Here is a 20247-nt window from a genome sequence, read left to right as displayed (position 1 = left end):
CACCTGTCCGCGGGAGTATCGGATGGATCAAGCCCCTGATATCGGCGCGCAACATGCACACCTGTTGCGGCTTGTGCAGCAGGAGCGCCTGGCTTTGCTCGCCGGCGAGATCGCGCTGGCGCGCGATCTATTGGCGGAAATGCATGCTTTGCAGGAAACCCACATCGCGGACGAGGAAAGTCGGCTGCTCCCGCGCCTGCCGCAGACGGCGCGCTGGCCCGCCCGGATCTACATCGCCGAGCACCGCAAACTGACCTCGATGCTTGCGGATTTGCGCGCGGCGCTCGCGCCGCTCGCCGCCCGCATCGAGAACGCCACCACCCGGCTGACCTTGCTGGATGCGCAGATGCCTTTCAAGCATGTGATCGAGCACCATTTCGAGCGTGAGGAAAAAGGTCTGCTCGTGGAAATATCGACGTGAACACGCGCCGTGCCGAAACATTGCGGCATCCCGCGAATCTGATCCAGATCAAGACCGGCGCGCGGCGGTCGCGGCAGACTGCGGCCATGACTTCGCAAGCACCCCAGGCACCGCGCTTCGACGCCGAGCTGATCCGGCGCTACGACGTGGCCGGACCGCGCTACACCAGCTACCCGACCGCGCCGCAGTTCCACGCCGGTTTCGGTGAGGCCGCGCTGCGCGCCGAGGCGCACGCCAGCAACGACGACCCGATCCCGCGCGATCTGTCGGTATACGTGCACGTGCCGTTCTGCCTGAGCCCGTGCTTCTACTGCGGCTGCACGCGCCTGATCACGCGCGATCACGCCAAGGGCGAGCAGTACCTGCAGCACCTGTATGCCGAGATCGAGCGTACCGCGCCCTTGTTCGACCGCGACCGCAGCGTGGTGCAACTGCACTTCGGCGGCGGCACGCCCAATTTCCTTGATGCGCGGCAGATGCAGGACCTGCTGCAGGTCCTGGGCCGGCACTTCAACCTCAGCCAGGCCGCCAGCCGCGAGTTCGGCATCGAGCTGGACCCGCGCAGCGCCGACCCGGATTACGTGCGCGCACTGGCGGCACTGGGTTTCAACCGGCTCTCGGTGGGCATCCAGGACTTCGACCCGGCGGTGCAGGCCGCGGTCAACCGCGTGCAGAGCGTGCAGGACACCGCCGCGTTGCTGCAGGCCGCGCGTGCGGCCGGCTTCCGCTCGACCAGCGTGGACCTGATCTACGGCCTGCCGCTGCAGACGCCGGCGCGTTTCGCGCACACGCTGGAGCAGGTCATCGCGCTGGCGCCGGACCGCATCGCCGCCTACAGCTACGCGCACCTGCCGCAGCTGTTCAAGGCGCAGCGCCGGATCGACGCCAGCCAGTTGCCTGATGCCGCGAGCAAGCTGGCGCTGCTGGGCCTGACCGTGGACCGGCTCACCGCGGCCGGCTATGTGTACATCGGCATGGACCACTTCGCGCGGCCGCTGGACGAGCTGGCACGGGCGCAGCGCGCGGGCACGCTGCAGCGCAATTTCCAGGGTTACTCGACGCACGCCGAGTGCGACATCATCGGTCTGGGCATGAGCTCGATCAGCCGCGTGGGCAATGCCTATTACCAGAACGCCAAGGACCTCCCGGGCTATTACGCGGCGCTGGAGGCCGGGCGCCTGCCGGTGGCGCGCGGGCTGGTGCTGAGCGCGGACGACCGCCTGCGGCGCGAGCTGATCAACGCGCTGATGTGCCAGGGCGAGATCGACATCGACGCCTTTGGCGCGCGCCACGGCATCGACTTCCGGCGCTACTTCGCCGACGCGCTGGACGCGTTGCATGAGTTCGAGGCCGATGGTCTGGTGCAGTGGCAGGGCGCGCGCCTGCGCATCAGCGCGCGCGGCCGCCTGCTGACGCGCCAGGTGGCGATGCGCTTCGATGCCTACCTCGGCACCGCGCAGAACGCGCGCTACTCGCGCGCCATCTGACGCAGTCTCGCGTTTGCATGCCAGTGGGCGCTAGAATCGCGCGCTCGAGTGCTGCAGTCGCGACGGAGGCTGTGATGACCGCCAAGCCGAAACTCTGCGCGCTGGACGTACCCGGCATGGCCTGCGCCGAGCCACGCGATGCAAGGGTCTCCTGTGATCGCTGCGGATTGGTACACGCTTGCGGCATGTCCGGCAACGGCAGCGTGGCCTTCGCCGACATGCACAAGCTGGTCGAGGACATCGGACCGTTTCGCAGCAATGACCACGTATTCAAATCCGGCGAGCCGTTCCGCACGCTGTTCGCGGTGAAGTCCGGCATGGTCAAGACCGTGCAAGTCGACGCCGAGGGCCGCGCCCAGGTGCTGGGCTTTTATCTGCCCGGCGAGGTCGTGGGACTGGAGGCGGTCGACCCCGGCGTGTATCCCTGCGATGGCGTCGCGCTGGAAAGCACACGCCTGTGCAAGCTGCCGTTCGATGCGGTCAGCCACGTGGCGCAACGTGAACCGGAAGTGCAGCAGCACCTGTTCCGCATGTTCAGCCACGCCATTGCGCAGCACGAGGCGCGCAGCTGGGACATGGGTGCCGATCAGCGCGTGGCAGCGTTCCTGCTCGATTTGTCGGCGCGCTATGCACTGCGTGGTTTGTCGCCGGAGCATTTCCATCTGCCCATGCCGCGCAGCGACATCGCCAACTTCCTGCACCTCGCCGCCGAAACCGTCAGCCGCGTACTGGCGCGCTTTCGCGAACAGGGCATGGTCGACATCATCGGCCGCGAGGTGCACTTGCAGCAGCCCGCCGCGCTGCGCGCGCTGCTCAAGGACGACAACGCCTGAGCATGCCTCCGTCCCGCCGCATCGGGCTGCCGGACACGGCGGCGGTAATCGGCGTGATGCGGCGGGCCGGCACGTTTTCGTCACGCGCATGGTGTGATGCGTTGGCTGCCGATTGAGTACGGCACATGCGCTGCCTTTTGGCGTCGCACTGGCATCCTTGCGCGATGACGCCGCATGATGCAAAGTATACACTTTGATGTGTATACATAGGAGCGGGCCCGATGACAACCGCCAGAGTCTTCATGTCCGGCAACAGCCAGGCCGTGCGACTGCCGAAAGAGTTCCGCGTGCGCAGTGCCGAGCTCGAGATTTTCCGGCGCGGTGATGAACTCGTGTTGCGCGAACCTTCCGGCGGGCTCGCGCGCGCGTTCGACCTGCTCACGCAATTGCCGGATGACTTTCTGCCCGATGGCCGCGATGACACGCCGCCGCAGCGGCGCGAGGGGCTGTAATGGCGGCACGCTATCTGATCGACACCAACATCTGCATCTACATCCAGCGGCAACGGCCGCCTGCGGTGCTGGAACGCTTCCGCAAGCTCAAGCCTGGCGAGGCGGTGATCTCGGTGATCACCTGGGGCGAGTTGTCCTATGGCGCGGAGAAGAGCCGCCAGCGCGACAAGGTGCTTGCGCTGCTCGAAGAGTTGGTGACGATGCTGCCGGTCATGCCGCTACCGGAAACGGCGGGGCGGACCTATGGTGCGATCCGTGCCGCACTCGAAGCGAAAGGCGAGCCGATCGGCAACAACGATCTGTGGATCGCCGCGCACGCCAAAGCGGCGGGGCTCATCGTGGTGACCAACAACGAGCGCGAGTTCAGGCGCGTACCGGGGCTGCAGGTGCGGAACTGGGCATGAACCTCGGCAGGGGCGAAGATGTGCCTATCGGTCGCGGACATCAAGCACGCAATTTGAATTCCGGCAACTCCGCATTGATCTTCGTGGTGCCGCTGTAGGTCCGCCAGGGCTGTTGCGTTACGCGCATCTCGCCACCGATCACCTGCGTGACGCGGCGGGCCGGATTGATGGCACGTTTTCGTCACACGTAAGGCAACCGCAAACGTTGCGACTTGTGTAGGTGATTGATTTGATGGTGGCCAGGGACGGAATCGAACCGCCGACACGAGGATTTTCAGTCCTCTGCTCTACCAACTGAGCTACCTGGCCGGAACACCGCAGCCTTGCGTTGCGGGCCGCGTATTACAGCGGCTGCGGGCACTTTGCGTCAAGCCCGAATCTGGCGCGCGTGCCGCCATGAACGCGGCACGAACACGGGTGCGGGGCGCGCGGCGGCGCTTTGGCGCGGGACTATGATCGTCGCGAAACCGCGGCCAACCGGACGGGTCGGGCACGCGGTACGTGAAGGAGATTCCCATGCGCAGCAAAATCGTGTTGTCGGGCCTCATGGCGTCGGTGCTGGTGCTGTTCGCGGGCACGGCGCTGGCCGATACCGCCAAGGTGATGGCGGCAAACCTCGCCCGCTTCGAGCATTACGCCGGCAAGCCGCAGGACGCGGTCACCGTGTTCCAGTTGCAGGGCTGGCAGCCCTTGGGCGATGACCACATCGCGATCTGGACGGGGGTCAACGATGTGTACCTGATCAAGGTCGCCAAGCCCTGCATCAACCTGAGCTGGACCAACAGCGTCGGCATCAATCCGCACATGAATCAGTTGCAGGCGCGCTTCGATTCGATCCACGTGCGCGGCATGCCATGCCAGATCGAGACCATCCGCAAGGTTGATTACCGCGCGCTGCGCAAGTCCGAGAGCACGCAGGGCAAGGTGCTCGATCCCAAGCCGATGACGGCCGCGGCCAAGGATACTCAGCCGGCGTCGGCATCCTCGGGCGGCTGAAAGCCGGGTGGCGGCGCCGCGCCGCCGCCGAACAGGAACTTCTCCATTTCCGCGGCCAGTAGTGCGCGCGTTTTCGCGTCCAGCGGGCTGAGCCGGTTCTCGTTGATCAGCATGGTTTGCTGCTGCTGCCACTTGCTCCACGCCTCGCGCGAGATTTCGGCGTAGATGCGCTGACCGAGCGCGCCTGGCCAGGGGGCGTAGGGCAGACCCTCGGCCTCGCGTTTGAGGTATTGGCAGTACACCATGCGCGTCATCGGCTGATCTCCGGAAGTTGTTTGAGCAGGCGTCGCACCGGCGCCGGCAGTGCCAGCGCCAGTGCGGCCTGCGGCATATACCAGCCCAGCGCGGGTTGATCGCATACCGCGGCGCGCGCGCGCGCGCCGTCGAACAATAGCGGCTGGGCCTCGAGCTGGAAGTGGGTGAACACATGCCGCAAGGGCGATAGCGCGCGCGGCGCAGCGTGCAGTTGCGCCAGGCTGGCGGCGTGCGCTTCGGGGGCAAGCTCGGCTTCGGGCAGGCTCCACAGGCGCGGCCAGATGCCATCGCCAGCACGCTGCACGAGCAGGATGCGACCCTGCGCGTCGCGCAATAGCAGCCAGTGCAAGTAGCGCCGCGGCAGCACGCGGCGCGGGCGCGGTGTGGGCAGGCGGGCGCTCAGTCCTTGTGCGTGCGCGGCGCAGGACGTACGCAGCGGGCAGCTTGGACAATCAGGTTGCTGCGGCGTGCACAGCATGGCGCCGAGATCCATGATCGCCTGCGCATAGGTGCCGGCGCGCCGGCGCGGCGTGTGCGCGGCGGCATGACGCCAGAGTTCGCGCGTGACCGCCGCCTGCCCCGGCCAGCCGCTGATGGCGTGGTAGCGCGCCAGCACGCGCTTGACGTTGCCATCGAGGATGGCGAAAGGCAGATCCCAGGCCTGCGCGAGGATCGCCCCGGCGGTGGAACGGCCGATGCCGGGCAGCGCCGCGAGCGCGTCGAAATCGCGCGGCAAGTCACCCGCATGTTGCGTCATGCAGCGCCGCGCGGCCGCATGCAGATGACGTGCACGGCGGTAATAGCCAAGGCCCGACCACAACGCCAGCACGCGGTCCTCGCTGGCCGCTGCCAGCGCTGGCAGATCCGGCAACGCATGCAAAAAGCGCGCGTAGTAGGGAATCACCGTGACAACCTGGGTCTGCTGCAGCATGACCTCCGCCAACCAGATGCGATAAGCGCTGCGCGGTGCCTGTTGCCAGGGCAGGTCGTGGCGGCCGTGGCGCGCGTGCCAGTGCAGCAACGCCGGTGCCAGCGCACTCATCGCTTGACCGGCAGCGCGGATTTTTTCGGCACGCTGCTGCTGGTGGCTGGCGCGGCACTGGCATCGACGTGCACGCTGAGGCCCTCGATGTGCACGCCGGCGGCGTCGAACTGCGCCACGCTGGCACTGGCGGCCAGCGGCGGCGGCGTCAGTGGTGGCAGATTGCGCCCGCTGGCCAGCGCGCCGTGCCACCATGCCAGCAGCGTGGCGGGATCAAAACTGGCCTGCAGGTGCTGACCCGGGCGCGTGGCGTCGATGTTCATTTGCGCTGTGCCGCTGGTATTGGCGAAACCCAGTCGCAACTGCATTGCGGGCTTGCCGGCACTGCCCTGCAGCGCCAATTGCACGCGGCTACCGCCCAGCCAGCGCGCCTGTCCGGCGAGGGTGAAATCGCCATAGCCCGGCAGTGTGCCACTGAGCTTGAGCGGGTCCAGCGCGACCACGCTGGCGCTGCTGCGCGGCGTACCTTGCAACTGGCATCGCAGGATCTGCGCCTGCGCGTTGCGCGCGCTCAGCGTGAGCACGAACGGGCGCCCTGGCTCAAGCTGGCCGGCACTTATGTTGATGGCGCTGAAAACGGTCTGGCCGCTGCTGCTCAGCGTGCCGTCGTTGATCTCGACGCCGGTGCTGATGCGCGGCAACCATGGGGCCTTGCCCGTTGGCAGCGTGGCAATGTATGCATCAAGCTCATCAAGGTCGATCTGCGCGCCGTCGAGTTGCAGGCGCGTGATCACCGGCACGCCGCCGAGCAGTGCGCGCCAGGGCACGAAAATCTTGCCGCCACTGGCGCTGAGCATCGGCGTGGCGTGCGCGGGCACGCTCAGACTCAGGCCTTGCAGCACCAGGCCGGGGCTGGGAAACAGTTCGGGGCTGGCCGGCTGCGCCAGCGTCAGGCGCAGGCCGGCGGTGCTGGCGGCGCTTTCCAGCAATTGCGTGAAGCGCTGCGGTTGCAGCAGCAGATGCACCGCCAGCAGTGCGCCCAGCAGCAGCGCCAGCAGCACGCCGCCGATACTCAGCAACAGGATGCGTGTACGCCGGCGCAGGCTCATCGCACGGGCTCAGGCCGTACCCTGCAAACGCGGTGGCAACAGGCCGTCGACGAAAGCGGCGGCATCGAACACACCCAGATCGCGCAGATGCTCGCCCAGTCCAACGTAGCGAATCGGCAGGCCGAACTCGCTGGCCAGCGCGAACACCACGCCTCCCTTGGCGCTGCCGTCGAGCTTGGTCACCACCAGACCGGTGACCGCGGCGCTGTCGCGGAACTGGCGCACCTGGCTGATCGCATTCTGGCCGGTGGTGCCGTCGATCACCATCAGCACCTCGTGCGGTGCATTGCCATCGCGCTTGCCCAGCACGCGGCGGATCTTGGCCAGCTCGTCCATCAGCCCGCCCTGCGTGTGCAGGCGCCCGGCGGTATCGGCGATCAGCACTTCGGTATCGCGCGCGATCGCGGCCTGCAATGCATCGAAGATCACGCTGGCCGAATCGGAACCCTGCGCCTGCGCGATCACCGGCACCTGATTGCGTTCGCCCCAGGTCTTGAGCTGCTCGACCGCGGCGGCACGAAAGGTATCGCCCGCAGCCAGCATCACGCTGCGGCCTTCATGGCGATAGCGCTGCGCCAGCTTGCCGATGGTGGTGGTCTTGCCGGCGCCATTGACGCCGACCATCAGCACGACAAAGGGCCGCGCGCCAGCGATCACCAGCGGTTGCGCGATCGGCTGCAGCAGCGCCAGCAGCGCCGCGCGCAACGCGCTCAACAGCGCATCGGCATCGGCAAACTCGCGCTCGCGCATGCGCTTGCGCAGGCCTTCGATCAACGTGGTCGTGGCGGCGATGCCGACGTCGGCACCCAGCAGCAGGGTTTCCAGCTCATCGAGCAGGTCGTCGTCCAGACGGGGGTGGCGACTGAACACCCCGGCCAGACCACGCGCCAGCGCACTGCCCGCCAGACGCTCGCGCCAACTGCGCGCAGGCGACGCTTCGGTGACTTCATCTGCGGCTGTGGCGGCGGCGGCAACCGGCGCCGGGCCTTGCTTGCGAAACAGCTTGATCATGCAGGCGGCAATGCGGCGAGAATGCATGCATGCTAACACTGCGAAATACAGCGCTTGCTGAGCACGCGCGTACCTTGCGACCCGTTCCGGCCCGGGCGCGCGCGTGAGCCGCATGCGCCCTGCCACTGCGCGCGCGGCGCCACCTGGACGCGTGCGCATCATCGCCGGCAGCCTGCGCGGCTCGCGCCTGGCGGTGCCCGATCTACCCGGGCTGCGGCCCACGCCCGACCGCGTACGCGAGACTCTGTTCAACTGGCTGCAGCCGCTGCTGCCTGGAGCACGCTGTCTTGATTTGTACGCTGGCAGCGGCGCGCTGGGCATCGAGGCGCTGTCGCGCGGCGCGCAGTCGGTGTGCATGGTCGAGCGCGAGCCGGTGTTGGCTGCCGCGTTGCGCGCCAATCTCGATCGCCTCAAACAGCACGCCGGCACGGTGGTGCAGGCGGCGGCGCTGGATTACCTGGCGCGCGCACCACAACCCTTCGATGTGGTGTTTCTCGATCCCCCTTATGCCGCGGATGCGTGGTCGGCCGCGGCACGGGCACTGCAACCCTGGCTGGCGCCCCAGGCACGGGTGTATGTCGAGCATCCCGCTGCCCTGCCCGTGCCACGGTTGCCGGCGCACTGGCAGGCATTGCGCAGCGCGCGCGCCGGCGCAGTGAACTACGCGCTGTACCGCGTCGACAGGCAGGGCTAGCTGTTAAAGTAACCGCGATCTAAACCGGATGCAGCCATGACCGAGACCCCGGACGCGCATGCCAGACACCGCATCGCGGTCTATCCCGGTACGTTCGACCCGATCACCAACGGCCACGCCGATCTGGTGGCGCGCGCCGCGCCGCTGTTCGAGCGCGTGATCGTCGCGATCGCGGAAAGCTCCGGCAAATCGCCTGGTTTCAGTCTCGACGACCGCATCGCGCTGGCGCATCTGGCACTGGCGAGCTTGCGCAATGTCGAGGTGCGAGGTTTCGATTGCCTGCTGGCCGATTTCGTGCGTGAGACTGGCGCCGGGGTGATCCTGCGCGGATTGCGCGCGGTGTCGGATTTCGAGTACGAATTCCAGCTTGCCAGCATGAACCGCTATCTGATCCCCGAAGCGGAAACGCTGTTCCTGACACCGGCCGAGCAGTACAGCTTCATTTCATCGTCGCTGGTGCGTGAAATCGCGCGCCTTGGCGGCGACGTGTCCAGTTTCGTCCATCCAGCCGTGCAACAGGCCCTGCGGCAACGCTGGCGCCTGCGCCGTCCGGCTGCATCAAACTAGAAAGCACTGAGAGGAGAACGCACATGCGCAAGATTCTGATTGCCGCGGCCCTGGGCCTCGGCGTGGCACTGTCGCTGGCCGGGTGCCACAACAAGGAAGCAGCCGTCACGCAACAGGCGGCCGCCACCGTGCCGCGGCCCACCAGCGCCACTGACATCCCGGGCTGGCAGGCCTACCTGAGCCAGGTCGTGCAGAACAACATGCAGGGCGTCAGCGCCAGCAGCCCGTATGTGTACTTCGTCCCCGCGGGTACCGACCCTACCGATGTCGCCGAGCGCCAGCGCCAGCTGGAGCAGGTGCAGGGGGTGGTCGCGCGTACCGTGTTGCCGGGCAACATGCTGGCTTTCGGCGGCCCGGATTCGGCATTGACCGCGAAGATGATCGAAGACTCCTTCATGGGCGCCACGGCGGGATCGTTCAAGGGCGTGACCGTGCTGTTCATCGGCGACAAGGCCGATGACGCCGCCGTGCAGAAAGCGGTGGCGCCGACCAGTGCCACCTACAAATTCGTGCAGATGTGAGGACTTTCGCGGCGGGCACCGTGCCCGCCGCCGTTCGCCATGGCCCTGAAGATCACCGATGCCTGCGTCAATTGCGATGTATGCGAGCCAGTCTGCCCCAACCGCGCGATCAGCATGGGCCCGGAGTTCTACCTGATCGATGCGGCGCTGTGCACCGAGTGCGTCGGTCACCACGATGAGCCGCAATGCGTGGTGGTGTGCCCGGTCGAGTGCATCGAGCCGGATGCGCTGCACGCCGAATCGCACGCCGAGCTCGAACGCAAATACCGCGCCCTGACGCAGGGCAAGGACGATGCTGCATGAAGCTGTGGTCCGTGCCCGGCAACTCGCAGAAACTCGATGGCGGCGCCATGTTCGGCAACGCGCCGCGCACGCTGTGGTCGCAGTGGCTGGCGCCGGATGCCGAAAACCGCGTGCCGCTGGCCTGCCGCTGCCTGCTGGTGCAGGATCTCGATGGCCGCACCGTGCTGTTCGAAACCGGCATCGGCGCATTCTTCGAGCCGAAGCTGCGCGAGCGCTACGGTGTGCAGGAGGACCGCCATGTGTTGCTGGATGAACTCGCCACGCGCGGATTCTCCGAACGCGACATCGACGCCGTGGTGCTCTCGCACCTGCACTTCGATCACGCCGGCGGGCTGCTGGCGGCGTGGACCGAGGGCGCCGCGCCACGCCTGCTGTTTCCGCGCGCACGCTACCTGGTCGGCGCGGCGCACTGGCAGCGCGCGCTCAAGCCGCATCCGCGCGATCGTGCTTCATTCATCCCCGAACTGCCCGCGTTGTTGCAAGCCAGCGGACGTCTGGAACTGGTCTCCGGCACGCACTCGGAGTGGCTGGGCCCACGCGTGCGCTTTCATTTTTCCGATGGCCATACGCCGGGGCTGATGCTGGCCGAGATCCAGCCCGCGGCCGGTGCTGGCGGCGGCGTACTGTTTTGCGCCGATCTGATTCCGGGCACGCCCTGGGTGCACGTTCCGATCACCATGGGCTACGACCGCTACCCCGAGCGCCTGATCGATGAAAAGCAGGCACTGCTGGATGACGCGCTGGCGCGCGGCGTACGCCTGTTTTTCACTCACGACAGCAGTGCCGCCATGGCTGAGGTGGCGCGCGATGCGCGTGGACGCTATGCCGCGCGGGCACCACTTGCGGCGCTGGCCGGCGTGAGTTTGTGAAGCCCGCCACACGCCGCATCCGCAAGCAATTGCAGCAACAGCGCAGGGCCGCGCGCGCGCCGCGCGACTGGCGCAGCTCGCCGTGGCCGTGGCGCGCTGCCGGGGCCGTGCTGGTGCTGGTGGCGCTGCTGCTGTCGTGGCGCGTGGAATCAAGCGCGCTGCGCTATCAGCAGGGCTTGCGCAACGTCGCCGGCGCGGGTGCCAGCCTGGTCAATCTGGGCCAAAACGCACAGCCGTCGAAACATTTGCAGGGTGACCTGGTGCGCGTGGTCGGCACGCCGCAGGTCATCGAAGCGCCACGCGATCCCGATTTCAACCAGAGTTCCAGCGCATTGCTCCTGCGCCGCGAAGTAGCCATGTTCCAGTGGCAGCAGGTCAACGTGGGCTATCCGATCTACGAGTTGGAGTGGGTGCATGGACGCGTCGACTCCGCTGCTTTCTCGCGCCCCGCTGGACACGTCAATCCGGCGCTGCCGATTGCTTCCATGGACTTTCCCGCGCCGCGCGTGCGCCTGCATGGTTTCATCCTCGATGCCGCGCTGGTCGATCTGGTCCCGGGCCATGATTCGCACCCGGTCGATGCCGCGGCGCTGCCGTCCAATCTTGCCGCGACCTTCAGCGATTACGAAGGCGATCTGTACAGCGGCAATCCGCAGCAGCCGCGCCTCGGCGATGTGCGCTTGCGCTGGAGCACGGTGCCGACGCAGGAAATCACCGTGCTGGCGCGCGTCGACGACGGGCGTCTGACGCCCGCGTCCGCTGCCGGCGTGCAACTGGGCGATCGCAGTCTGGGCGATCTGCTGCCACAGTTGCCGCCACGGCCTTACGGCCTGTGGTTCGGGCGCGTCGTCGGCTGGCTGCTGGCGGCGCTGGGCGTGGCGTTGCTGCTGCGCGCGCTGCGCCGCGGCCTCGATCCGCTGCTGGCGCTGGCGGCGGGTGGGGCACTGATGTTGTTGCTGCCCGCGGTGCTGTGGATGACATTCGATGTCTGGCTGGGTCTGGGCCTGCTGGCAGCGCTGCTGCTGACGCTGGGCGTGGCGATCTGGCGCTGGCGTGGCGGAAAAATCGCGTTGCGCCGTGCGCAGCAGTAGATGATGGGTCGCTGCCATCCAGGCGTGGATGGCAGATGGCAGGAACTTTTTTATGCGGCGCGCCGCTTTTTTCCGGGCCCCGGCATCACGAACCCCGACAAGGAATCCCCATGCCCCTGATCACCGGTTTCTATGCCGCGCTCGCCACCCTGCTGGTGCTGGTGCTGGCCGCGCGCATCGTATGGCTACGCAATGTGCGCAAGATCGGCCTCGGCGATGGCGGCGATCCGCAACTGGCGCGCGCCATCCGCGTGCACGCCAATGCCGTCGAATACCTGCCGCTGGCCTTGCTGCTGCTGCTGGTTCTCGAACTGCAGCACACCGCGGCGTTGTGGTTGAACGTATTCGGCATTGCCTTGATCGTGGCGCGCGTGCTGCACGCGTTCGGACTTTCCGGTTCATCCGGCTATTCGTTCGGGCGCGGCGTCGGCACCGTGCTTACCTGGCTGGTGATGCTGGCCATGCTGGGCGTGGCACTGTGGCATTACCTGGCGCTGCAGATCCTGCTGGCGCATTGAACCCAGCTTGTCCAATAGGCGGCGCTTCGCACCTGCATGGGCGCTGGCGGGTGCCTGGCGGCGTCTTTGCCCCCGCGCTTCGCGTCCATGGCGGCGGCTATGGGCTTGTCGCGCCGGGCCCAATCCATCCCGCCACCACCGCGCCATCCTCCGATGTCCCATTCAACAATCTGGCTGGATTGAACGCGTTGCGCGCTCAGCCTGCGCCGTGGTGCAAAAACCAAAGCCCGGCGAATAGTTTGGGATCAATCGAATAACCCGCGGCGGCCTGCGCCAAGAGCCAAGCGTGCGCCTGCGCGCGCGGCACCGCGTGCACACGGATGTTCTCGGTGGCATCGCCGCCGCCGGCGCCGACCTTGCGCAGCTCGTGCGCGCGCACGAAGCTGATGATCTCGTTGCTCATGCCGGCCGATGACGGCCCGGCGTGCAGAAACTCGACGCGCGCCGGACGCCAGCCGGTTTCTTCCTCCAGTTCGCGCGCGGCGGCGAGCAGCACGCTTTCATCGCGGGCGTCGGCCAGATCGCCGACCAGACCGGCCGGCATCTCGATGGTCCACTGCGCCACCGGCACGCGGAACTGCTCGACGAACAGCACCTGGTCGCCGGGCGTGAGCGCGACGATCACCACCGCGCCGCTGGCACGCGTACGTTCGGCGTATTCCCAGTGGCCGCAGGCTTGCAGGCGCAGCCAGTTACCCGTGAACAAAGTGCTGACGGCGGGCATGCCGGCGGGAATGGGCGGCGTCGTGTTCATGTCGGCAAGGGCTCCTCGATCAAGGCCAGCGCACGGCTGCGCGTATGCGGGCCGAAGCGGTGTTGCTGCAGCAAGGCATCCAGTGCGGCGCCATCGCCGCGGCCGCGCACGAGGCAATCCGCCGGTAACGGCACGTCGCATGCGATCGTGGCCAGGCACTTGCACAGGCGTGCGGCGTCGGCGTGTTCGCGCAGGCGCCGCGCCAGCACTGCCGCGCCGCGCAGGGTCTTGCTCGCGGCCAGTTCGGCGGTACCCGCCAGCAGCGTGTCCAGATCGCCGAATTGCGCCAGCAGGCGCGCGGCGGTGCGCGCGCCGATGCCGGGCACGCCGGGGATGTTGTCCACGGCGTCGCCGCACAGGCCCAGGTAATCGCTGATCTGCCGTGGCCACACGCCAAAGCGCTGATGCACGCCGGCCGGCCCCCAGCGCGTCTGGCGCGCCCAGTCCCACTGCTCGTCGTGCACATCCAGCAGCTGGCCGAAATCCTTGTCGGCGGAGACGATCACGCAATCCAGATCCAGCGCGCGTGCGCGTACGCTGGCGCTGCCGATCAGATCGTCGGCCTCGTAGCTGGCATGCGCGTGCGTGCTCAGCCCGAAGGCCCGGGCGAACGCGCGGCAGGCATCGAACTGGCGCAGCAACTCGGCGGGCGCCGGCTCGCGGTTGGCCTTGTAGGCCGGGTACAGCAGGTTGCGGAACGAGCCGCCGAGGGCGATGTCGAAACCCAGCATCACCTGCGCCGGCCGCACACGCTGCAGGAAATCCAGCAGAAAGCGCACAAAACCATAGGTGGCGTTGGCGGGCTGGCCGTCCGCGTCGCGAAAGGCCGCGGCCGGATACGCAAACCAGCCGCGGAAGACATACATGCTGGCATCGACCAGATAGGCCTTGCCGCGCGGATTCAGCCCATCCACGCGCTGACCTTGGCGGCGGCCGCGGGGCGCGCACGCTCGGCCATCGCGCCGTTGATGCTGCCGATATGCACGAAGCCGATCACGCGCTCATCCGCGGCCAGTCCGAGCAGCGCGGCGACCCGCGCATCGTAGGCGGCCCAGCCGGTCAGCCACTGCGCACCGAAGCCCAGCGCCTGCGCACCGAGCAGCAGGTTGTAGGCCACGCAGCCAGCCGACAACAGTTGCTCCTGCACCGGAATTTTCGCGTGCGCCGCGTCGATGCGCGCGACCACGACCAGCACCCACGGCGCGTGGGTGTAGCGCAGACGCTCCTTCTCGCGCTTGTCTTCGAGCAACGCCGCATCATGTGCCAGCGCCAATGCCGCGAGGCGCTCGCCGAAGCGCAGCTTGGCCGCGCCCTCCAGACTGATCAGCCGCCATGGCGTCAGCGCGCCGTGATCCGGCACGCGCAGCGCGTGCTCGAGCAACCACGCGCGCTGCGCCGCGTCGAGGCCGGGCGCGGACAAAAGACGGGCGGGGATCGAGCGGCGTGCGCCAAGGAACTGCTGTGCGGCCGCATCGGCCTGACGGGATTCGGACATGACGCGCAGTCTAGCGACACGTGCGCCGACGTGACGAGTCAGCATGATGATCCGCATCCGCCGCGCACCCGGCCTGCCAGCAGCCGATCGGGATTTGCTGGTCGAGACGCGACTTCGGCTGTGCGAGGACCGATTTTCGACACAGCGCCGGCCCATCGTGATTCCATGAGCCAAGCAGCGGCGGAGAGAGGGACCGCACGGACGGATTCGCAGCCCGGCCAACCGAAGTCCGACAGGCTGCTAGCATTCGGCAACGATCCGGGGAGAGCCAGCATGCCGATCACCATCGCAGCCTTGCGCGAAACCGCCGCCGGCGAGCGGCGCGTGGCGATCACGCCGGAAACCGCGAAAAAGTACGCCGCGCGCGGTCTGCGCGTGCTGCTCGAGCACGGCGCCGGCGACAGCGCAAGCTTTCCCGATGCCAGTTACTCCGGAGTTGAATGGGGCGATGCCGCGGGCGTGGCCGCGGCCGCCGACATCCTGCTGTGCGTGCTGCCGCCCAGCGCGGCCGCCATCAACACCATGCACAGCGATGCCATGCTGGTCGGGCAACTGCGCCCCTACGGAGCCGCCGCGCGACTGGCCGCGCTGGCGCAGCGCCAGGTCACCGCATTCGCACTGGAGCGCCTGCCGCGCAGCACGCGCGCGCAGGCCATGGATACGTTGTCCTCGCAGGCGGCGGTGTCCGGCTACCGCGCCGTGCTGTTGGCGGCCGAAGCCGCGCCGCGGTTTTTCCCGATGCTGACCACGGCGGCCGGCACCATCCGCCCCAGTCGCGTGCTGGTGATCGGTGCCGGTGTCGCTGGCCTGCAGGCTCTGGCCACGGCGCGGCGCCTGGGGGCGCAGGTCGAGGGTTTCGACGTGCGCCCGGAAACGCGCGAGCAGGTGCAGTCACTCGGCGCCAAGTTTCTCGAACTGGGCGTCAGCGCCAGCGGCAGCGGCGGTTACGCGCGCGAGCTGTCCGCCGAGGAGCGCGCGCGTCAGCAGCAGGCGCTGAGCGAGCATTTGCGCAACATCGACGCGCTGATCACCACCGCGGCGGTACCCGGCCGCGCCGCGCCGCGCATCGTCACCGCGGCCATGGTCGCCGGCATGAAGCCGGGCGCGGTCATCGTTGACCTGGCCGCCGAGAGCGGCGGCAATTGCGAGCTGACGCGACCCGGCGAGCGCGTCGAGCACGGCGGCGTCAGCATTCTCGGCCCGCTGAACATGGCAGCGGGACATCCGTTGCACGCCAGCGAAATGATCGCGCGCAACTTCGCCCATTTCGTCGAATTGCTGGTGAACAAGGATGGCGTGCTGGCGCCGGACTTCAGCGACGAGCTGCTGGCGCAGAGCTGCGTGGTGCAGGGCGCGACGGTGAAATTCGTCGAGTAAGCGGAGATCGCGGACTCATCGCGTGGCTGCGCGGTGCCGCGCACCGCGTTCAGCGCCCACCGGCTCCATCGCGTTGCCCGCCGCCTGCGCGCGCTGGCGGCACGTGTTCATGCAGCCACTGCGCGCGCTGCTCGGGACGCAGCTGCTGCCAGCGCTGGCGCAGCGCCTCGCGCTGGGCCGGGCTCATGCGCTGGAACCGCGCATAGGCTTCGCGCAGCCGTTGGCGTTGCTCGGGACTCATCGCGCGCAGTCGCTGCAGGTTTTCACGCACGCGCGCGCGCTGCTCGGGATTCATGTGCTGCCAGCGTTCGATGCGCTGGTCGATCAGCTGCTGGCGCCGTGGCGGCAGGCGCTGCCAGTTCGCTTCGCGCTGCAGCAATAGCTGGCGGCGTGCCTGCGGCATGTGGTCCCAGTGTTCGCGGAACGGCGCCAGCAGGTGTCGCTGCTGCGCATCGAGCTGGCGCCACTCGGGCGCAGGCCGCGCACTGGCCAGCACCGGCAGTGACGCGAGGACCGCGGTCAGCACCGCGACGGCGAACAGACGCGCAGGCGCTTTCATTGCACGCTCGTGGCCTGCGCGGCCTGTGCGGGTTGCGGCTGGGTGGCCAGCCAGTCGTAGAAATCGAGGTTTTGCGCCATGTCGACCTCGTTGCTGTCGGCGCTGGCCAGCAATGCGCCGGCGCCCGCAGTCGCCGGCGCGCTGGCGGGCGCACGCAGCGGATGCCAGACCACGGCCAGCGCCAGCGCAGCGGCAGCCAGTGCGCCCGCGGGCACCAGCACCGGCAGTAGATTGCGCCGGCGCGGGGCGCTCAGCGCGGCCACGCGCGCGACGCGCAGACGGCGCAATGTGTCGCCGTCGATGTGTTCGCTGGCGCTGGCAAACAGCGCGTGCGCATGCGCGGCCAGACTGGCAGCGGCGCGGTCTGCATGGTTCTTGTCAAAATCAGGGGTGGCGTCCGGTTTCATTTCCAGTCCTCCAGCTTGTGCCGCAGCGCCTCCATGGCGCGCGATAAATGGGTTTTCACGCTGCCGTCCGAGCAGCCCATGGCGCGCGCGGTGGCGGCCACATCGAGGCCTTCCAGCATGCGCAGCATGAAGGCCTCGCGCTGGCGCCGCGGCAGCGCGCGCACCGCGCACGACAAATCCGCGTAGGCGGCACGACCGGCGATTTCGCGCGCCGGATCGGCGAGTACATCGACAGGTTCCCAGACCGGTCCGTCCTCGCCATCCTCACCCGCACCGCGCAACCAGCCGACCACGATGCTGCGCACCTTGCGCCGCCGCTGCAGGTCGGTGATGCGCCGACGCAGGATGCCCCAGAACAGCGGCGACCATTCCTGCGCCGGGTGCTGCCGGTAATGCTGATGCAGGCGCAGCATGGCGTCCTGCACTGCGTCGAGCGCGTCGTCGGCGTTGCCCAGACTCATTTCAGCGACGCGAAACGCACGCCGCTGCACCTGCGCCAGGAACGCCTCCATGGTCGCCGGCAGCTCGGCCGCGCGCGGCGCGGCCAAGCCTTCGGGGTGCAGCGCGGCGGCGAGGTTCATGTCATCCATTCCCGGCTCCGGCGCGTGCTGTTGCCATGGCCCGCGCCTGCTTCGACAGTATCGACAACGCGCCAGCTTCCCCGCGGTTGACCGGCCTGCGTATGATGCAGCGGATTCCTGGCGCGCGGGGGATGTGGGATGGATGGTTTTCTGGTGCTGTACGTGTTCATGCTGGCGGCCTTCACCGGCTACGAGATCATCGCGCGCGTACCGGTGATCCTGCATACACCGCTGATGTCCGGCTCCAACTTCATCCACGGCATCGTGCTGGTCGGCGCGATGGTGGCGTTGGGCCACGCACATACGCCGCTGGAGCAGACTATCGGCTTCATCGCGGTGCTGCTGGGCGCAGGCAACGCCGCCGGCGGCTATGTGGTGACCGAACGCATGCTGGAGATGTTCAAGTCGAGCAAGCGCGAGGAGGGCAAGTGATGACCAGCGCCTGGCTCACGCATCTGATCAGCGCCAGCTATTTCATCGCGGCGCTGCTGTTCATCCTCGGCCTCAAGCGCATGAGTTCGCCGCGCACCGCGCGCGGCGGCATCCTGTGGGCGGGCGTCGGCATGCTGCTGGCGGTGCTGGTCACGTTTTTCCTGCCCGGCATGCAGAACCTGGCGCTGATCGGTCTGGCGCTGGTCATCGGCGTGGCCGCCGCGTGGGTGTCGGGCAAGCGCGTGGCGATGACCAACATGCCGCAAATGGTGGCGCTGTACAACGGCATGGGTGGCGGCGCGGCGGCGGCGATCGGCGCCACCGAACTGCTGCGCTTCAGCGGCGGTGGCGAGGTGGTACTGGCGGCGTTGCATTTCGGCGGCGCGCCGGTGCTGGCGATCAGGACGCTGCCGCCCGCACCGCCACTGCCGCAGCTGGTGCTGGCGGTGGTCGGCGCGCTGATCGGCGCGGTGTCGTTCTCCGGCTCGCTGATCGCCTTCGCCAAATTGCAGGGCTGGATGGACCGGCGCTTCGTGTTCGCCGGGCAGCAGGGCATCAACCTGCTGGCCCTGCTCGGTGCGTTGCTGGCAGGCGCGCTGCTGATCGCGATGCCGCACAGCGCGGGCACCACCATGGTGGTGGCGTTCTTCGCGCTGGCGCTGGCCTTTGGCTTGCTGATGACGCTGCCCATCGGCGGCGCCGACATGCCGGTGGTGATCTCGCTGTACAACGCCTTCACCGGGCTGGCCGTGGCGTTCGAAGGCTTCGTGCTGCACAACGAGCTGATGATCATCGCCGGCATGGTGGTGGGCGCGGCCGGCACCTTGCTCACGCAGCTCATGGCCAAGGCCATGAATCGCTCGATCGGTAACGTGCTGTTCGGCAGTTTCGGCGCGGGCGCGGCGACAACCGGGGCGCAAGCCATCGTTGGCGCGCAGAAACCCATCGAGGCGGCTGATGCCGCGGTGATGATGGCCTACGCCGAGCGCGTGGTGATCGTGCCGGGCTACGGCATGGCAGTGGCGCAGGCGCAGCACAAGGTGTGGGAGTTCGCGCAGGCGCTGATCGCGCGCGGGGTCAAGGTGAAGTTCGCCATCCACCCGGTGGCGGGACGCATGCCAGGGCACATGAACGTGCTGCTGGCCGAGGCTGGCGTGCCCTACGATCTGATCGCCGACATGGACGACATCAATCCCGAGTTTCCGGCCACCGACGTGGTGCTGGTGATCGGCGCCAACGACGTGGTCAATCCGGTGGCCAAGACCGATCCGGCTTCGCCGATCTACGGCATGCCGATCCTGGACGTGGCCAGCGCGAAGCACGTGATCGTGATCAAGCGCGGTCGCGGCACCGGCTTCGCCGGCATCGAGAACGCACTGTTCTATGCCGACAATGCGCGCATGCTGTATGGCGATGGGCAGGGCGTGGCCGCCAAGCTGGTCAGCGAGATCAAGAACCTCGACGATTGAACGGCCAGGCGCCCAGCGTGGCCAGTGCCATGCCGGCGCAAATCCATGCCAGCAAGGAGCTGCTCATCGCCATGCGCGCCAGCAGCGCGAGCATGCCCAGTCCACTCTCGCGCAGCGCTGCGAGCAACGGCACACCGAGCGTGCCGGCGATGCGCACCGCCGCCATCAGGATCTGCTGGTAATACGCCGCCGCATACGTGGCCGCGAGGGCCAGCAATGCGCCGTAATGGCGCGCCTGCGGCAACGACGCGCGCGCAAGCAAACCCGTACCCAATCCCAGCAGCAAGGCTGCCGGCGCCAGCGTGCGTTGGCTGAACATCGCCGCGAACGCCCACACCGCCGCCAGCGCCAGCGCGCCGAGCACCACGTTGAGCGTGCCGAAGGCCAGATTCAACCACGCTACTGCCTTGCTGCCTTGGGTCATGCACGCCTCCGCGCTCGGAGCGGCGAGCATAGCAGCGGGGTGGGGCGCGAATGCCCTGCTTCGCATCACGTGCAGGCGCCGCTACGCGCTGCGCGCGTGGGCCCTTGAGGGCTCGCGCATCCTGCGTTCACCGCGCAAGTCCTGCCCGAGACATCCTGCCTCGGGCGTGATGCGCGCCGTCCATGGCGCTTACCCTGCGGGCCGCCCGCGGCGTTCGTGCGTTGCTCATGCACGCA

Annotated in this window: 26 protein-coding genes, 1 tRNA gene and 1 pseudogene; 16 read left to right on the top strand and 12 right to left on the bottom strand. The window is 68.0% G+C overall.

Annotated features, from left to right (window positions below):
- Window positions 1-22: 22 nt before the first annotated feature.
- From Mschef_RS02575 to vapC, 5 genes are all read left to right on the top strand, one after another.
- On the top strand, window positions 23-421 hold the full coding sequence (locus Mschef_RS02575; protein ID WP_081126259.1) for a hemerythrin domain-containing protein: 399 nt from the start codon (window positions 23-25) through the stop codon (window positions 419-421).
- Between the two features lie 86 nt (window positions 422-507).
- Window positions 508-1908, top strand: a complete 1401-nt coding sequence (gene hemN, locus Mschef_RS02570) for an oxygen-independent coproporphyrinogen III oxidase (RefSeq protein WP_081126793.1) — start codon at window positions 508-510, stop codon at window positions 1906-1908.
- Between the two features lie 74 nt (window positions 1909-1982).
- On the top strand, window positions 1983-2741 hold the full coding sequence (locus Mschef_RS02565) for a Crp/Fnr family transcriptional regulator (protein WP_136256355.1): 759 nt from the start codon (window positions 1983-1985) through the stop codon (window positions 2739-2741).
- Between the two features lie 221 nt (window positions 2742-2962).
- Window positions 2963-3193, top strand: a complete 231-nt coding sequence (locus tag Mschef_RS02560) for an antitoxin (protein WP_081126257.1) — start codon at window positions 2963-2965, stop codon at window positions 3191-3193.
- Window positions 3193-3597 carry a type II toxin-antitoxin system tRNA(fMet)-specific endonuclease VapC gene (gene vapC / locus Mschef_RS02555; RefSeq protein ID WP_081126256.1) on the top strand — a complete coding sequence of 135 codons (405 nt, stop codon included), beginning with the start codon at window positions 3193-3195 and terminating at the stop codon, window positions 3595-3597. Before Mschef_RS02560 ends, vapC begins: the two co-directional genes overlap by 1 nt.
- A gap of 233 nt (window positions 3598-3830) precedes the next feature.
- Here the strand turns inward: vapC and Mschef_RS02550 are convergent.
- A tRNA-Phe gene (locus tag Mschef_RS02550) sits at window positions 3831-3906 on the bottom strand.
- Window positions 3907-4113: 207 nt separating this feature from the next.
- Here Mschef_RS02550 and Mschef_RS02545 point away from each other — a divergent pair.
- A complete protein-coding gene (locus Mschef_RS02545) occupies window positions 4114-4593 on the top strand; it encodes a DUF6491 family protein (RefSeq protein WP_081126255.1) in 480 nt (159 codons plus the stop codon).
- On the opposite strand, the gene Mschef_RS02540 is transcribed toward Mschef_RS02545, so the two are convergent.
- The 4 genes and pseudogenes from Mschef_RS02540 to ftsY all read right to left on the bottom strand — a co-directional run.
- A complete protein-coding gene (locus Mschef_RS02540; RefSeq protein ID WP_081126254.1) occupies window positions 4563-4847 on the bottom strand; it encodes an oxidative damage protection protein in 285 nt (94 codons plus the stop codon). The two genes, Mschef_RS02545 and Mschef_RS02540, sit on opposite strands and share 31 nt — an antisense overlap.
- Window positions 4844-5890, bottom strand: coding sequence for an A/G-specific adenine glycosylase (mutY, locus tag Mschef_RS02535; RefSeq protein ID WP_081126253.1), 1047 nt, complete (start codon window positions 5888-5890; stop codon window positions 4844-4846). Before mutY ends, Mschef_RS02540 begins: the two co-directional genes overlap by 4 nt.
- Window positions 5887-6939: an AsmA family protein gene (locus tag Mschef_RS02530; RefSeq protein WP_081126252.1), complete on the bottom strand. Its 1053-nt coding sequence runs from the start codon at window positions 6937-6939 to the stop codon at window positions 5887-5889. Before Mschef_RS02530 ends, mutY begins: the two co-directional genes overlap by 4 nt.
- Before the next feature lie 9 nt (window positions 6940-6948).
- Window positions 6949-7860: pseudogene (gene ftsY / locus Mschef_RS02525) on the bottom strand (signal recognition particle-docking protein FtsY); the annotation flags it as partial.
- 202 nt (window positions 7861-8062) lie between these two features.
- On the opposite strand from ftsY, the gene rsmD reads away from it, so the two are divergent.
- From rsmD to Mschef_RS02490, 7 genes are all read left to right on the top strand, one after another.
- Complete coding sequence (gene rsmD / locus Mschef_RS02520) at window positions 8063-8644, top strand: 16S rRNA (guanine(966)-N(2))-methyltransferase RsmD (RefSeq protein WP_081126250.1); 582 nt, start codon at window positions 8063-8065, stop codon at window positions 8642-8644.
- Between the two features lie 36 nt (window positions 8645-8680).
- Window positions 8681-9211 (top strand): pantetheine-phosphate adenylyltransferase, encoded by a 531-nt coding sequence (gene coaD, locus Mschef_RS02515; RefSeq protein WP_081126249.1) that lies wholly within the window; start codon window positions 8681-8683, stop codon window positions 9209-9211.
- Window positions 9212-9234: 23 nt separating this feature from the next.
- On the top strand, window positions 9235-9732 hold the full coding sequence (locus tag Mschef_RS02510) for a hypothetical protein (RefSeq protein ID WP_081126248.1): 498 nt from the start codon (window positions 9235-9237) through the stop codon (window positions 9730-9732).
- 39 nt (window positions 9733-9771) lie between these two features.
- Window positions 9772-10035 carry a YfhL family 4Fe-4S dicluster ferredoxin gene (locus Mschef_RS02505; protein ID WP_081126247.1) on the top strand — a complete coding sequence of 88 codons (264 nt, stop codon included), beginning with the start codon at window positions 9772-9774 and terminating at the stop codon, window positions 10033-10035.
- The gene (locus tag Mschef_RS02500; RefSeq protein WP_081126246.1) at window positions 10032-10904 is read left to right on the top strand and encodes an MBL fold metallo-hydrolase; all 873 of its coding nucleotides are present in this window, start codon (window positions 10032-10034) and stop codon (window positions 10902-10904) included. Before Mschef_RS02505 ends, Mschef_RS02500 begins: the two co-directional genes overlap by 4 nt.
- Window positions 10901-11995, top strand: a complete 1095-nt coding sequence (locus Mschef_RS02495) for a TMEM43 family protein (protein ID WP_081126245.1) — start codon at window positions 10901-10903, stop codon at window positions 11993-11995. Before Mschef_RS02500 ends, Mschef_RS02495 begins: the two co-directional genes overlap by 4 nt.
- Before the next feature lie 110 nt (window positions 11996-12105).
- Complete coding sequence (locus Mschef_RS02490) at window positions 12106-12513, top strand: MAPEG family protein (protein ID WP_081126244.1); 408 nt, start codon at window positions 12106-12108, stop codon at window positions 12511-12513.
- Between the two features lie 196 nt (window positions 12514-12709).
- On the opposite strand, the gene Mschef_RS02485 is transcribed toward Mschef_RS02490, so the two are convergent.
- The 3 genes from Mschef_RS02485 to Mschef_RS02475 are packed head-to-tail and all read right to left on the bottom strand — an operon-like array spanning window position 12710 to window position 14762.
- Entirely contained in the window at window positions 12710-13267 is a 558-nt protein-coding gene (locus Mschef_RS02485; protein ID WP_081126243.1) for an NUDIX hydrolase, read from the bottom strand.
- Window positions 13264-14181 carry a 5'-3' exonuclease gene (locus Mschef_RS02480; protein ID WP_081126242.1) on the bottom strand — a complete coding sequence of 306 codons (918 nt, stop codon included), beginning with the start codon at window positions 14179-14181 and terminating at the stop codon, window positions 13264-13266. The genes Mschef_RS02485 and Mschef_RS02480 overlap by 4 nt, the downstream gene beginning before the upstream one ends.
- Window positions 14169-14762, bottom strand: a complete 594-nt coding sequence (locus tag Mschef_RS02475) for a nitroreductase family protein (RefSeq protein ID WP_081126241.1) — start codon at window positions 14760-14762, stop codon at window positions 14169-14171. Before Mschef_RS02475 ends, Mschef_RS02480 begins: the two co-directional genes overlap by 13 nt.
- A gap of 273 nt (window positions 14763-15035) precedes the next feature.
- Between Mschef_RS02475 and Mschef_RS02470 the strand changes: the two genes are divergently transcribed.
- Window positions 15036-16139: an NAD(P) transhydrogenase subunit alpha gene (locus Mschef_RS02470; RefSeq protein WP_081126240.1), complete on the top strand. Its 1104-nt coding sequence runs from the start codon at window positions 15036-15038 to the stop codon at window positions 16137-16139.
- 49 nt (window positions 16140-16188) lie between these two features.
- Here the strand turns inward: Mschef_RS02470 and Mschef_RS02465 are convergent, their stop codons facing one another.
- The 3 genes from Mschef_RS02465 to Mschef_RS02455 are packed head-to-tail and all read right to left on the bottom strand — an operon-like array spanning window position 16189 to window position 17686.
- Window positions 16189-16698, bottom strand: coding sequence for a DUF3106 domain-containing protein (locus Mschef_RS02465; RefSeq protein WP_081126239.1), 510 nt, complete (start codon window positions 16696-16698; stop codon window positions 16189-16191).
- Window positions 16695-17105, bottom strand: coding sequence for a hypothetical protein (locus tag Mschef_RS02460; protein WP_136256356.1), 411 nt, complete (start codon window positions 17103-17105; stop codon window positions 16695-16697). The genes Mschef_RS02465 and Mschef_RS02460 overlap by 4 nt, the downstream gene beginning before the upstream one ends.
- Complete coding sequence (locus tag Mschef_RS02455) at window positions 17102-17686, bottom strand: RNA polymerase sigma factor (RefSeq protein ID WP_081126791.1); 585 nt, start codon at window positions 17684-17686, stop codon at window positions 17102-17104. Before Mschef_RS02455 ends, Mschef_RS02460 begins: the two co-directional genes overlap by 4 nt.
- Window positions 17687-17824: 138 nt before the next feature.
- Between Mschef_RS02455 and Mschef_RS02450 the strand changes: the two genes are divergently transcribed.
- Together Mschef_RS02450 and Mschef_RS02445 are read left to right on the top strand one after the other, a co-directional pair.
- A complete protein-coding gene (locus tag Mschef_RS02450) occupies window positions 17825-18118 on the top strand; it encodes an NAD(P) transhydrogenase subunit alpha part 2 (protein ID WP_081126238.1) in 294 nt (97 codons plus the stop codon).
- On the top strand, window positions 18118-19587 hold the full coding sequence (locus tag Mschef_RS02445; RefSeq protein ID WP_081126237.1) for an NAD(P)(+) transhydrogenase (Re/Si-specific) subunit beta: 1470 nt from the start codon (window positions 18118-18120) through the stop codon (window positions 19585-19587). The genes Mschef_RS02450 and Mschef_RS02445 overlap by 1 nt, the downstream gene beginning before the upstream one ends.
- Here the strand turns inward: Mschef_RS02445 and Mschef_RS02440 are convergent.
- Entirely contained in the window at window positions 19568-20011 is a 444-nt protein-coding gene (locus Mschef_RS02440; protein WP_136256357.1) for a hypothetical protein, read from the bottom strand. The two genes, Mschef_RS02445 and Mschef_RS02440, sit on opposite strands and share 20 nt — an antisense overlap.
- Between the last annotated feature and the right edge of the window lie 236 nt (window positions 20012-20247).

The sequence above is a fragment of the Metallibacterium scheffleri genome (assembly GCF_002077135.1).
GTDB classification, from domain to species: domain Bacteria; phylum Pseudomonadota; class Gammaproteobacteria; order Xanthomonadales; family Rhodanobacteraceae; genus Metallibacterium; species Metallibacterium scheffleri.
Note: the sequence above shows the minus strand (reverse complement) of the source record. Positions and strands in the feature narration are given on the sequence as shown.